Raw genomic sequence first — 12,578 nt, forward strand, 5'->3', positions numbered from 1 at the left:
AAAAACCGCTTCTAACATCAGACAAATCTTAAAATAACCTGCTGCTCGGCCGATATCCCGGGGCATAGGCTTTATCACCCCCGGGAGTATCGGCATGCGCATCAAGAGAATGTCTGCAATCCATTTTGGCCTGTTGTTCAGCCTGTCCGGTGCCTGCATGGCCGCGAGCCCGGTGGGGCAGGGAGTCATCTCGTTTCACGGCAGCATCGTCGAAGCGTCTTGCACACCGCTCGCCGTGGCCAACGGGATGAAACTCAACAATTGCCCTACGTCCGCACGCGGCAGCGCCATCAGCGTGCGCAGTGTGCAACCGGTGGGCTCGGTCACGGCCCTCGACCACAGCGCCGTGAACGTGAAGCTGGTCGCCGACAGTGGCCGGGGAGACCGCTATTACCAGCAGCAATATGCGTTGGTGGATGGCCAAGGGAGGCCTGTGACGTCGGGGCAGTATCTGATTACATTAACGTCACCTTGAGAGATGGCAGTGGATCAACCCGATGAACCTGACTGGACACAACCTCGCGCTCCTGACTTCCCTCAGCGTCTTGCTTGAGGAGAGGAACGTCACGCGGGCGGCGGCGAAGCTCAACCTGACGCAGTCGGCGTTATCCGCGCAGTTGTCGCGGTTGCGTGACCTGTTCGGCGACCCTTTATTGATGCCTGCTCAGTCCGGAAAAGGCATGGTGCTGACAGCACGTGCCGAACATTTGCGTCAGCCGTTGCGCCAGGCGTTGCAGGTACTGGGGACGGTGGTCGGTGACCTTCCATGCTTTGATCCTGCCAAGTCGGACCGGACCTTTGTGATTGGCGCGAACGATAACGCCGCTGCGATCGTCGCGCCCCGGCTGGTGCAGCTTGTGCAGGCTGCGAGTCCTGGGGGCATCCGGGTTTCGATACGTGCGATCGACCAGGTGTTGCTTGGCGATCAGTTGGAAAGCGGCGAGATTGACGTCGCGCTGGTATCACACAGCCGTATCGGGAACCTGTCGCACGAGTTGCTGCTGCAGGAAGAATTCAAGATGGCCCAGCGCGCCGATCACCCTCGCGGATCCGCGCCACCAACGCTGGAGGAATACCTGGGCCTGGAGCATGTGGTGGTGTCGGGTGCCGTGAACAGCTTTCACGGTTTTATTGATGATGTGCTCGCGCAGAAGGGGCGTGCGCGCCGTGTCGCGGTGTCGGTGCCTTACTACAGCATCGTTCCATTGCTGCTGCAGAACAGCGACTGTGTAAGTGTGCTTCCGTCCCGTTTCCTGAGCCGTTATGAGCGCTCGCTGGCGGCCCTTGCTCTGCCCCTCGAGGTGCGCGACTTCAGTTTGTTCTCTGCCTGGCATCCACGGTTCGACAAGGACCTGGCACATCTCTGGTTGCGCGAACAACTCAAGCTCTGCGTGCTTTCCTGACGACATCAGGCCCTGGCAGGTATCTACGCCACACATACCTGGCATGCGGAGTTTCGATTTCAACTATAAAAAACGCTTGAATAGGATGCCGCCGATTCCAACTGGAGAGCTGCACCATGACCAAGCTGACATTTACCCGCGTGTTGAATTACACGGCCCTTGCTGCTGCCCTGGCACTGGGAGCCATCGCGGCACCGGCGGTGGCAGTTGCCGCCGCGCCCCAAGTCAAAACCCAGGCCCCTGGTTACTATCGCACGATGCTTGGAGATTTCGAGGTCACCGCGCTGAGTGACGGCACCATCGATGCACCGTTCGACAAATTGCTGAATGAGCCGGCTGCCAAGACCACTACCGCACTGCGCAAGGCGTTCCTCGGGGTGCCCACCGAGACCTCGACGAACGCGTATCTCGTCAATACCGGCACTCGGCTCATCCTGATCGATACCGGCGCTGGTGCGCTCTTCGGGCCGACCCTGGGCAAGCTCGCGGCCAACCTGCAGGCAGCCGGCTACAAGCCGGAGCAGGTCGATGACATCCTTCTCACGCACATGCACCCGGACCACGTGGGTGGGCTGGTTGCCGAAGGGGTGATGGTGTTTCCGAACGCCACGGTACACGCCGACAAGCGTGACGCCGATTACTGGCTCTCGCCGGCGAGGCTGGAGCCTGCCTCGGCCGACGCCAACAGCTTCGTACCCGAGTTCGCGAAGGGTGCAATGGCTTCCTTGAACCCGTATATCGCGCTTGGAAAGTTCCAGCCTTTCCAGGGCAGCGGGGAGATCCTGCCGGGGTTCAAGGCGCTGTCCAGCTATGGCCATACCCTGGGGCACACCAGCTACCTGGTTGAGAGCAAAGGCCAGAAGATGATTGTCGCCGGTGATCTGATCCACGCCGGTGCCGTGCAGTTTGCCGACCCGTCGGTGACTATCGAGTTTGATACGGACAAGAAAGCCGCCACCACGGCCCGCGAGACCGTGTTCAGCCTGGCTGCGAAAGAGGGCGCGCTGGTCGGCGCGGCGCACCTCTCGTTTCCCGGCCTGGGGCATTTGCGTGGTCAGGGCGCCGCGTGGCAATGGGTGCCGCTGAATTACTCAACCGAACTGAAGTGACTCGCGATTAGTACGCTTCACGGGGAATCATGGAAATAAACTCCGACCTGAAGATACCTTCCATGACCTGCATGAAATCCGAGGCGAGCTTGGAGCGCTGCTGGTGACCCGGAAATACCATCGAAACCTCGAAGGGTATGTCCTGGTCCAGCGGTCTGAACGTAAGGCCCGGGTATTTCGAGTAGGAGGCGGTGAATGGATCACACACGGTGATGCCGAGCCCCCCGGACACCATTCCGCAGGCGGAGTGCGCGGCGGTGGTTTCAACGCTGGAGACGCCTGCAACACCCCGAGCCTCCATGGCTGATGTGATGCGTCGCTGCAAAGGATTGTTGGCGTTCAGGGTAATCAGGCGTCGCCCGTGCAAATCCTCCAGGGTCACCACGTCTTTGGTGGCCAACATATCGTTGGCCGGCATCACGCACACCGCGCTGATGGGTGGCAGGTTGATCACCTGGATCCCGGGATATTCCCCTGAAGGAATCTGCACAAAACCAATATCGATCTGGTTGGCAGACGTCAGTTCCAGGATGCCCACCGAGTTGCGCACATCCAACGAGGTTCTGACCTCGGGGTGCTTTCGCGCGAATCGGCATACCCCCTCAGCCACCACACTGAGCCCCAGCGTGCTCATTGAACTGATCCTCAATGTGCCGGTGCGCAGCGTCACAAGGTCCTCTGCAACCCGCTCGATGCGTTCTATGCCTTGATAAAACTTGTCCACCTCCGCGTACAACACCTGTGCTTCCGCCCCGGGAATGAGGCGATTGCCTTCACGGCGAAACAGTCGAAGGGAAAGGACAATTTCGAGGTCGCGGATGAGCCGGCTGATGGCCGGTTGACTGACCTGAAGTGCCTCGGCGGCGATAGTCATGCTTCCGGTGAGCATGACCGCCCTGAAAGCTTCCAATTGGCGAGGATTGAGTTTCATTGTGGCTCTCGATCGAATGTTGGAGGGCGCATTTTTGCGAGCGTATAACATTTTGTTATGTGCGTCCAACCTGTTACCGGTTTGCTATAAGCATGTAACGGCGCGATGATTTAGTTGCGTGGTTTTACCAAAGAAAAGCAGTTCCCGTTATTAATATCGGGTGCCGCTTAAGTAAAAATAAAAAAGAGGATAGCGCGTGCTGAATTATACCGTCCGCAGGTTGTTACTTCTGCTTCCGATGCTGCTGGGAGTCTCCATTGTGGTCTTCCTGGTCATGCACTTTATTCCGGGAGATCCTGCGCAGCTGGCAGCAGGTCCGGATGCAACAGCGGAAGATGTTGCGCAAATAAGGCAAAACTACGGATTGGATAAGCCGCTAATCAATCAATACCTTATTTATGTCAGGAAAGTTGTCGTGGGTGATTTTGGCGAGTCATTCCAGACATTCACGCCCGTGCTCGAAGGTATAGCCAGAACTCTTCCCGCCACGATTGAACTGACCGCTGCCGGAATGTTGCTTGCCGTCATCATTGGTGTTCCCCTCGGTATTGCGGCCGCTTTGAAGCCCAGAGGCTTCCTTGATAGTTCGCTGACCACCGTTGCAGTTCTGGGCATATCAATGCCTGGCTTCTTTCTGGGACTGATATTGATGCTGATCTTTTCAGCCAACCTCGGATGGTTGCCGCCGACCGGCAGAGGCGGGCTGCAACACCTGATATTACCGGCCTTGACACTTGGTTTGCCGTATGTTGCAACTTTTTCACGGCTGGCCCGATCCACCATGATGGATGTGCTGAGGGAAGATTATATTCGTACTGCCTATGCGAAAGGTGTACCGAGTTACAAGGTAGTACTCAAGCATGCACTTTCCAATGCGGCCATTCCATTGGTGACAGTATTCGGTATGGACTTCGGCCGGTTACTGGGTGGCGCGGTTATTGTCGAGACAGTATTTGCCTGGCCGGGAATGGGGCGGCTCTTGATTGATGCAATCATGGCTCGGGATATTTATGTCGTCCAAGGCACAGTTCTTGTGTTTGCCGCGGTGGTGGTAATTATCAACTTAATGGTGGATTTGGTTTATGGCGTCCTCGACCCTCGCGTCACTTACAACTGAGGCCGATATGAAACTTCCGAAAAAATATCGGTTGGGCTTTGTCAGTTTCCTTATTTCCAATAAGCGCTGGTTCGCGTTTGCTTCATTGATCGTGATCCTGGTGATGGTTGCTGCGGCGATAGCTGCCCCTTTGTTGTTTGATTGGGATTCGGTCACCAAGATCAACTTATCAACGTCCCTTGTCGAGCCCGGTGCAAGTTCCTGGCTCGGCACGGACCAATTGGGCCGTGACTTGTTGGGTCGAGTCGTGTGGGGGGCACGAATTACGCTCACCGTCGCAGTTTCAAGTGTCAGCATTGCGATGGTCATTGGCATCGCTTTAGGTGCGGCGTGTGGCTATTACAACGGCGCCATCGCCGGGGTGGTGATGCGGGTCATGGACTCGATGATTGCATTTCCCCGGACACTGGTTGCCATTCTGGTCATCACGGTGGCGGGCAACAGCATAGTAAGCCTGACACTGGCCATCGCCATTTCAACGATCCCGATTTACGTGCGTTTCTTTGCCGGGCCGGTCATGGCATTGAGAAACCGCGAGTTTGTATTGGCCTCCAAGTCGATTGGCGTCAGCGATCTGCGGCTGCTGCTGATACATATCCTGCCGAATATCGGTTCGCTGGTCATTATCCAGGCCACCGTCTCGCTGGCTGAAGCAATCCTCATTGGTTCCGGGCTCAGCTTTCTGGGGCTTGGCCCGCCGCCGCCCACCCCGGAGTGGGGCTCGATGATTGCCGAGTCGCGGCCGTTATTGACCACCCATCCCTACGTATTGATTGCGCCCGGATTTGCACTGGTTTTGACCATATTGAGTTTCAACATTGTGGGGGATGCGTTGCGAGACTATATCGACCCGAAATCACGTAACGCATAAATGAGTTCGGCGCGGTTAAACACGCCCTGTGTGTCCACCAGAATTATCAAGCGAGAAAGATTATGCGGCGTCTGAATTGCCTGGAAGTATTGATACGGAGTTTCGCTGTTGTCGGCATCCTTGGACTGTCGGCGGGCCTATCGTTTGTTGCCAACGCCAAAGACCTGAAGAAGCTGACATTCGTTCAAGGCGCTGATATCGATACCCTGGACCCAGCGATTTCGCGCAGTGTGCCTTCCTATAACGTGATTAATCACCTGTTTAATCGGTTGGTCGCATGGGACGGTCACGGGCATAACACGTTTGTAGCTGATTTGGCGCAGTCATGGTCAAGGTCCGAGGATGGACGGCATTGGATTTTTATCCTGAAACCGGGAATTACCTTTCATGACGGCACGGCGTTTGATGCTGCAGCGGTGAAGTTTAACCTGGACCGAATCATGAACCCCAAGCTCGGTTCTCCGCACCGGGCCTACTATGCGGATATAGCTTCGGTGGATGCGCTAGCGCCGAATGAGTTACGCATCACCACAAAAAATCCGTCACCCACAATGTTGGAGTTACTGGCAAAAGAATCTTCGTCAATCAGCAGTCCGGCCGCTGTCGTTAAATATGGACGGGCTTATGGGCACCATCCCGTCGGTACCGGGCCCTACGTATTTGATAGTTGGATACCCAACGACCAGGCCGTTATTCATAAGAACAACGCTTTTTATGGAACAACGGCAAAACCGGAAACCATCGTGTTCCGTCCGGTCAGGGAAGATTCTTCCCGAGTCATAGAGCTGCGAACGAACAATGCGGATATCGCGGCAAATTTATCGCCCGAGGCGGCTATTGAATTAAAGGAACTGAATAAATCCACCTTGCTGCGGGTACCCAGCACATTCCAGGTGTTCTTTGAAATGAACCTGACCAAACCGCCCTTTGATGACCCGCGCATACGGAGGGCGGTGAGTATGGCGATTGATCGCCAGGCATTGGTCGACAAAGTGTTGTTGGGATATGGAAAAGTACCCACTGGCCCATTTCCGGAGGGTACGCAAGCCCGACGTGAATTCCCTCCGGTGAAGTACGACCCTGATGCGGCAAGAAAAATAATTAACGAGGTATATCCAGGCGGTTATCCAGGCACCGTAGTTATATGGACCCCGGCGGGACGCTATACCAAAGATCGCCAGGTCTCGGAAGTTGTCCAAGGCTATCTTAACGCCGTGGGGCTGAAGACCGAGTTTAAGGTATGGGAATGGGCAACGTATCAAAAGAACTTGTATCGCCCCGAGCCGGGCAAGGGCACGGGCAAAGGTAGCAATGACGCAAACATGTGGTTACTGGGAACGGGCATATCTGACGCGGATATTCGTTTGCGTCGAAAGTTGTCCAGCGGCGACCCGCAGAATCTCACGGGTTACAGCAACCCTCAGGTAGACAAATTACTTCAGTTGGCCTCGCGTGAACTGGATGAAAAAACACGCATGTCCTATTACGGCCAGATTCAGCAGATTCTATGGGAACAAGACCCGGACAATCTGCCGCTGTTTGACCAGGAGCAAATAATTGGTGTGCGTAAAGCGTTGAATGGCCTGGATGTCGATTATGAAGGGACCATCGATTTGACGAATGTAGAACTTATTGAGCGGTGATTTAAATGTCGAATTTACATGCCAACGAAACACTGTTAACCGACGCTCGCCTGAGTGCTCCTCCCGCTGAACGCATGGTCAAGTACCATGATATTCCGGCACTTGAGACCGAGAAACGTCAGTTTCACGAGTTTGTCGAAGTGGACCTGGCGCACACCGTGATGTTGGTTGAACAGCAGATTCTTTCTGTGTCGGTCGGGCAAGCCATCCTCGCGGAGCTGCGGTTGATTCGGGACATGGTTCCCGCCGACTTCCCGTTTGATGTAAAGAAAGGCAGCTTCCTGCTTCAGGTTGAATCGTACCTTTTCTCCCGGATCGGCGAAGACTCGGCCGGGCAGATGCACACCGGCCGCAGCCGGATAGACCAAGGGGCAACGGTACGCCGCCTGTACGACCGCAAGCGCATCCTGGCGGTGCTGGACCGTATCAATGAGTTCCAGGTGGCGTTGATTCAGAAGGCCTCCACGCATTCGGGCACCATCATGCCCGGCTACACCCATATGCAGCATGCCCAGCCCTGGGTGTTCGGCCACTACCTTTTGAGTTTTACGTCGAGGCTGCACGACAGCTTCAGCCGCTTGATGCACGCTTACACCCGGGTCAATCGCAACCCCCTTGGTGCCGTCGGCCTGGCCGGCACGTCCTGGCCGCTGGACCGTGGGCGCACCACGCACCTGTTGGGGTTCGACAGCCTGGTAGAAAACTCCAAGCTGGGCCGCGAAGCATGGTACGCAGCAGAGACGATTGGCGCACTGTCCTTTGTCATGGCCGACCTGAACGACCTGGCAACCGACCTGCATATCTGGTCGAGCGTCGAATTTGGAACGGTGGAAAGCCACGACGGCTATTGCGGCACCAGCAGTATTTTCCCGCAGAAGAAAAACCCCAGCGGCTTGGAAACCATCAAGAAAGCTGCAGGTGGATCGGTGACCTGGCTCAGCACGGCCCTGGCCACTTTCCGGTCCGAAGGCACCGGCGACCAGGCGATGCGCGACCTGCCGTTGATCCATGATGCGCTGGCCACCACCGAAGGCATGTTGGACCTGTTTACCGGCATCATTGAAACCTTGGTGGTGCATGAGGACCGGATGACAGCCCTGCTCTCCGGGAGTTGGTGCACCGCCAGCAACCTCGCCGATGTGATCGTTCGGGACCGGGGCATCTCTTTCCGCCAGGTCCACCACATCGTGGCCCGCCTGGTGCGTAACTGCCTGTACGAGGGCGTGGCTCCTGCCGGGGTGACCGGCGCCGCACTGGATCAAGCCAGCGTGGAAACTGTCGGCTCAACCCTGGGCTACTCGGATGCCCAGGTCCGCGATGCTTTGAACCCGCGCCGTTTTGTCGAGACCCGCACTTCCGCGGGCGGCGTCGGCCCGGACGAGGTCCGGCGATTATTGTCGATCGCCCAGAACGAGCTGGAGCAGGACCGTGAGTGGGTTGCGCAGAGCCGGCGCAAGGTCGATCAATCCCGTGCCGACCTTGACGCGGCCATCTCGGCGATCGTCGATTAAAGGAGCGCCTCATGAACGAGAATTTGGTAGCCCGGGTGAAAAACCTGAGTGTCGGCTTCGGCACCAGAGGGCGCGAGACGCCGGTGGTGCGCGATGTGTCCTTCGAGGTGATGCGCGGTCAGACGCTGGCGATCGTGGGTGAGTCCGGCTCCGGCAAATCCGTCACCTCAATGGCGATGATGGGCCTGATCAAGCGCGCCGGCGGACGGGTGCTTTCGGGCTCGATGGAGCTGCAAACCAGGAATAACCAGATTGTCGACCTGGTGGCGGCGCCCGAGTCTGTCATGCGCACACTGCGGGGCTCGTCCATGTCGATGATCTTTCAGGAGCCCATGACTTCGCTGAATCCGGTCTTCAAGATCAGCGCGCAACTCATCGAAGGCATCTTGCTGCATCAGCGGTGCAGCCGTGCGCAAGCCGAAGCCCAGGCATTACGCATGCTGGACCTGGTGCGTATTCCGGATGCGAAGCAGGTCATGAACCGGTTTCCCCATGAGCTTTCCGGCGGCATGCGCCAACGGATCATGATTGCGATGTCGCTGGTCTGCGAGCCCACACTGCTGATCGCCGACGAGCCGACCACAGCGTTGGATGTGACGGTGCAGGCGCAGATCCTGCGGATTATCAAGGAGCTGCAAGATAGCCTGGCCATGGGCGTGATCTTTATCACCCACGATATGGGCGTGGTGGCGGAAGTCGCAGACCATGTGATGGTGATGAAGAAAGGCGAGACCGTTGAGCAAGGTCCGGCAAGGGCAGTGCTGCAGGAGCCCAAGCAGCCCTACACCCGGGCATTGCTGGCGGCTGTTCCAAAAATCGGCTCAATGCGTGGCACTCAACTCCCCGCAAAATTTGCCTTGATCGATGATGACGTCGCAGCGGGTGCAGAACCTGCGCCTGGCGTGGCCCCGGACTACCAGAGTCCGCCGGTGCTCAGAGTCGAGTCGTTGTCCATTCGGTACGACCTCAAAGGTGGTCTCCTCGGGAAGGTCCGGCGCCGTGTGCATGCCGTCGAAGGCATCGACTTTGATATCTACTCAGGTGAAACGCTGGCCCTGGTGGGCGAGTCCGGGTGCGGGAAATCCACCAGCGCTCGTGCGATTGCCGGGCTGATGCCGATACAGGGCGGGAATATCGTTTTCGGTGGCAAGAACCTTACGACGTTGAACAAGAGCGATATGAACTCGCTGCGCCGCGATATCCAGATGGTCTTCCAGGATCCCTATGCATCCCTGAACCCGCGTCTCACGATCGAGAACAGCCTGCTGGAGCCGCTGCATGTTCATGGCATTGCACATGGCGCGCAAGCACGAAAGCAGGTGCGAATATTGCTGGAGAAGGTGGGGCTGTCGGCGGAGCATGCACAACGCTATCCGCACGAGTTCTCGGGTGGGCAGCGACAGCGGATCTGCATCGCGCGGGCGCTGACTCTGTCTCCGAAGCTGATCATCGCCGATGAAGCCGTCTCGGCGCTGGACGTGTCCATTCAAGCCCAGGTGATTAATCTCCTGCAGGACCTGCAGCGCGAGATGGGCATTTCATTCCTGTTTATTTCCCATGACCTGGCGGTGGTCGAGCGGGTCAGCCACCGGGTCGGGGTGATGTACCACGGACGCATCGTTGAGATCGGGCCACGCCAGTCAGTGTTCGAGCAGCCTCAGCACCCTTACACCCAAAGGTTGCTGAGCGCGGTGCCCTCGGCGGACCTGAACGTGCCCAGAAAGCCGTTCAGCCTGATGGAGGAGCGCGTGCCCAGCAGGATTTACGAGGTGGGCTACAAGGCTCCGCCGATCAGTTACCGCGAGGTCGCCGCGGGCCACTTCGTTGCAATTTGAGCGCCGGGTATCACAGGTCGACACACCGCCCTGTGCGGGCGGGTTCAACTGCCCTTAACGAGCATGTACTTGCTGAAATTGTTGATGTGATCATCAAGATTATCCTCAAGCATCATCCGGTACTGATCACAGAAATACTTCAGCATCGCCTCACGGGCCTGGGCCATTTCTTCGCCGGATTTAAAGCTGCGTGCGCTGACCCAGGCATTGAAGCGTGTGGTGCCGAACATCATCGAGGCGCTGACTTTGCCCAGGTCGGCGAACGCCCTGAACTGCTCGTTGGACAGCTCGATGTGCGCGTCCGCGCGATCATAGAAGCCGTTGTCGGTGGTGTCTGGCATTGCGGTTACCTTCCTGTTCGTGAGTGCGGCGAAGGTACCGCCGCGCTCCACAGGAAGGCAACCACATCGGCCGCTTCAGGCTTTATTTGTTGCGCGTCACCCTCCACACCGTGTTGGCCAGGTCATCGGCAATGATCAGCGCACCCTTCGGATCAACCGTGACCCCCACCGGCCGCCCGCGAGTCTTGCCATCGTCCCCGCGGAAACCCGTGGCGAAGTCCAGCGGCTCACCGGCAGGCCGGCCATTGCTGAACGGCACGAAGATCACCTTGTAGCCCACCGGATTGTCCCGGTTCCAGCTGCCGTGCTCGCCGACGAAGACGCCGTCGGCATATTTCTCGCCCATGGCCGGGATGGAAAAATCGACGCCCAGCGCGGCAACGTGGGAACCCAGGCTGTAATCCGGCTTGATCGCGGCGGCGACCTTGGCCGGGTTCTGCGGTTGGGCGCGGGTGTCGACGTTCTGGCCCCAATAGCTGTAGGGCCAGCCGTAGAACTCGCCTTCGCGCACCGAGGTCAGGTAATCCGGCACCAGGTCCGGCCCCAGTTCATCCCGCTCGTTGACCACCGCCCACACCTGCCCGGAGCCCGGTTGAATGGTCAATGCCGTCGGGTTGCGCAAGCCGGTTGCATAAGGCTTGTGGGCACCGGTGGCGGCGTCGATCTGCCAGACCATCGCCCGGTCGATCTCGACCTCCATGCCGCGTTCGGTGATGTTGCTGTTGGACCCGATGCCCACATACAGCGAGCGGCCATCGGGGCTGATCGCCAGGGATTTGGTCCAGTGGTGATTGATCGCGGCGGGCAGCTCGGTGACGGTGGTGGGCGGGCCACCGGCCTTGGTCTGGCCGTCTTCGTAGTCGAAGCGCACCAGCGCATCCTGGTTCGCCACGTACAGCTTGCCGTCGGCAAAGGCCAGGCCGTAGGGCGCGTTGAGGTTTTCGGCGAACACGGTTTTCAACTCGTAGGTGCCGTCACCGTCGGCATCGCGCAGCAGGGTCAGGCGATTGCCGCCCTTGACCTTGGTGTTGCCCTCGGCCTTGATCACGCTGGCGATCACATCCTTGGGCTTGAGTTTCGCTGCGCTGCCGCCCCGGCCTTCGGCGACGAGAATGTCGCCGTTGGGCAGCACCAGGGTCTGGCGCGGGATCCGCAGGTCGGTGGCGATGGCCGTGATGCTGAAACCCTCGGGCACCGTAGGTTTCTGCTCGCCCCAGGCCACCGGTTCGGCGATCTTCATGCTGGGCAACAGGCCGCGCTGGGGTTCCGGCAGCTTGGGGTCGGGGCCGCGAGCTTGAGTGCTGTCGGCTTCGCCACCGCAGGCGCTCAACAACATCGCCATGCTTAAAACGGTCAGCGTGCTGGAAGGCTTCATTGGGCACCTCCCGAGCGCAGGTTGGTCAGCCCGACCCACGTGGTCACGCAGGCCAGCAGGGTCACGACGGCAGACAGCACCAGGCCCGAAGGCATCACGGCCCAGGCATCCTTCGCATGTTCAAAGGCATTTACCAGGCCCAGCGCCCAGGTCACCAGCAACAGCAGGAAGTACGCCGTGGGGCGCCCGGCCTTGCGGTCGGCACGCAGCAGGTTGACCAGTGCAAACAACCCCGCCAGCCCGCAGAACAGCAGAGCGCCGGCGATCAGCCAGGCGGCGAAGTTGCTCCATTGGATCTGGTAGGTCTGGTAGTAGGCAATGTCGCTCAGCAGGGCGCCGAGAAACAGCGGGACGGTACCGGCCAGCAAGGTCGCGTGAAGCGGACCAGGCGTGCAGCGGTAGGTGAGGGTGGTGGTGTCGGTCACGGGCGGCTCCTTATCGT

At 58.5% G+C, this 12,578-nt stretch carries 12 protein-coding genes; 8 read left to right on the top strand and 4 right to left on the bottom strand.

Annotated elements, in window-relative coordinates; all coding sequences use genetic code 11:
• Window positions 1-94 precede the first annotated feature (94 nt).
• The 3 genes from HX821_RS11395 (at window position 95) to HX821_RS11405 (ending at window position 2,512) form a co-directional block, all read left to right on the top strand.
• A complete protein-coding gene (locus tag HX821_RS11395; RefSeq protein WP_177035756.1) occupies window positions 95-475 on the top strand; it encodes a type 1 fimbrial protein in 381 nt (126 codons plus the stop codon).
• Window positions 476-497: 22 nt separating this feature from the next.
• A complete protein-coding gene (locus HX821_RS11400) occupies window positions 498-1,403 on the top strand; it encodes a LysR family transcriptional regulator (RefSeq protein ID WP_003207910.1) in 906 nt (301 codons plus the stop codon).
• A 116-nt stretch (window positions 1,404-1,519) separates the two neighbouring features.
• Window positions 1,520-2,512, top strand: a complete 993-nt coding sequence (locus tag HX821_RS11405) for an MBL fold metallo-hydrolase (protein ID WP_003207912.1) — start codon at window positions 1,520-1,522, stop codon at window positions 2,510-2,512.
• A 7-nt stretch (window positions 2,513-2,519) separates the two neighbouring features.
• Here the strand turns inward: HX821_RS11405 and HX821_RS11410 are convergent, their stop codons facing one another.
• The gene (locus HX821_RS11410; protein WP_087692926.1) at window positions 2,520-3,443 is read right to left on the bottom strand and encodes a LysR substrate-binding domain-containing protein; all 924 of its coding nucleotides are present in this window, start codon (window positions 3,441-3,443) and stop codon (window positions 2,520-2,522) included.
• Window positions 3,444-3,639: 196 nt separating this feature from the next.
• Here HX821_RS11410 and HX821_RS11415 point away from each other — a divergent pair, with 196 nt between their 5' ends.
• The 5 genes from HX821_RS11415 to HX821_RS11435 all read left to right on the top strand — a co-directional run bounded on the left by HX821_RS11415 (window position 3,640) and on the right by HX821_RS11435 (window position 10,420).
• Entirely contained in the window at window positions 3,640-4,560 is a 921-nt protein-coding gene (locus HX821_RS11415; RefSeq protein WP_003207915.1) for an ABC transporter permease, read from the top strand.
• A 7-nt stretch (window positions 4,561-4,567) separates the two neighbouring features.
• On the top strand, window positions 4,568-5,431 hold the full coding sequence (locus HX821_RS11420; protein WP_008433279.1) for an ABC transporter permease: 864 nt from the start codon (window positions 4,568-4,570) through the stop codon (window positions 5,429-5,431).
• Between the two features lie 62 nt (window positions 5,432-5,493).
• Window positions 5,494-7,074 (top strand): ABC transporter substrate-binding protein, encoded by a 1,581-nt coding sequence (locus tag HX821_RS11425; protein ID WP_177035757.1) that lies wholly within the window; start codon window positions 5,494-5,496, stop codon window positions 7,072-7,074.
• 5 nt (window positions 7,075-7,079) lie between these two features.
• Window positions 7,080-8,585, top strand: coding sequence for an argininosuccinate lyase (gene argH / locus HX821_RS11430; protein WP_023659030.1), 1,506 nt, complete (start codon window positions 7,080-7,082; stop codon window positions 8,583-8,585).
• Window positions 8,586-8,596: 11 nt separating this feature from the next.
• On the top strand, window positions 8,597-10,420 hold the full coding sequence (locus HX821_RS11435) for an ABC transporter ATP-binding protein (protein ID WP_177035758.1): 1,824 nt from the start codon (window positions 8,597-8,599) through the stop codon (window positions 10,418-10,420).
• A gap of 44 nt (window positions 10,421-10,464) precedes the next feature.
• Here HX821_RS11435 and HX821_RS11440 read toward each other — a convergent pair whose 3' ends face one another.
• The 3 genes from HX821_RS11440 to HX821_RS11450 form a co-directional block, all read right to left on the bottom strand.
• A complete protein-coding gene (locus tag HX821_RS11440; protein WP_003207921.1) occupies window positions 10,465-10,761 on the bottom strand; it encodes a DUF3144 domain-containing protein in 297 nt (98 codons plus the stop codon).
• Window positions 10,762-10,843: 82 nt separating this feature from the next.
• Window positions 10,844-12,136 (bottom strand): sorbosone dehydrogenase family protein, encoded by a 1,293-nt coding sequence (locus tag HX821_RS11445; RefSeq protein WP_177028889.1) that lies wholly within the window; start codon window positions 12,134-12,136, stop codon window positions 10,844-10,846.
• Window positions 12,133-12,561, bottom strand: a complete 429-nt coding sequence (locus HX821_RS11450) for a DUF2231 domain-containing protein (protein ID WP_177035759.1) — start codon at window positions 12,559-12,561, stop codon at window positions 12,133-12,135. The genes HX821_RS11445 and HX821_RS11450 overlap by 4 nt, the downstream gene beginning before the upstream one ends.
• Window positions 12,562-12,578: the final 17 nt, after the last annotated feature.

Origin of the sequence: Pseudomonas sp. B6001 (genome assembly GCF_013386015.1) — a bacterium.
Classification (GTDB): Bacteria; Pseudomonadota; Gammaproteobacteria; order Pseudomonadales; family Pseudomonadaceae; genus Aquipseudomonas.

Bases quoted from the DNA above. Each gene is read 5' to 3' on its own strand.
- HX821_RS11395 (WP_177035756.1), top strand. From the start codon at position 95: ATGCGCATCAAGAGAATGTCTGCAATCCATTTTGGCCTGTTGTTCAGC.
- HX821_RS11400 (WP_003207910.1), top strand. From the start codon at position 498: ATGAACCTGACTGGACACAACCTCGCGCTCCTGACTTCCCTCAGCGTC.
- HX821_RS11405 (WP_003207912.1), top strand. From the start codon at position 1,520: ATGACCAAGCTGACATTTACCCGCGTGTTGAATTACACGGCCCTTGCT.
- HX821_RS11410 (WP_087692926.1), bottom strand. From the start codon at position 3,443: ATGAAACTCAATCCTCGCCAATTGGAAGCTTTCAGGGCGGTCATGCTC.
- HX821_RS11420 (WP_008433279.1), top strand. From the start codon at position 4,568: ATGAAACTTCCGAAAAAATATCGGTTGGGCTTTGTCAGTTTCCTTATT.
- HX821_RS11425 (WP_177035757.1), top strand. From the start codon at position 5,494: ATGCGGCGTCTGAATTGCCTGGAAGTATTGATACGGAGTTTCGCTGTT.
- argH (WP_023659030.1), top strand. From the start codon at position 7,080: ATGTCGAATTTACATGCCAACGAAACACTGTTAACCGACGCTCGCCTG.
- HX821_RS11435 (WP_177035758.1), top strand. From the start codon at position 8,597: ATGAACGAGAATTTGGTAGCCCGGGTGAAAAACCTGAGTGTCGGCTTC.
- HX821_RS11440 (WP_003207921.1), bottom strand. From the start codon at position 10,761: ATGCCAGACACCACCGACAACGGCTTCTATGATCGCGCGGACGCGCAC.
- HX821_RS11445 (WP_177028889.1), bottom strand. From the start codon at position 12,136: ATGAAGCCTTCCAGCACGCTGACCGTTTTAAGCATGGCGATGTTGTTG.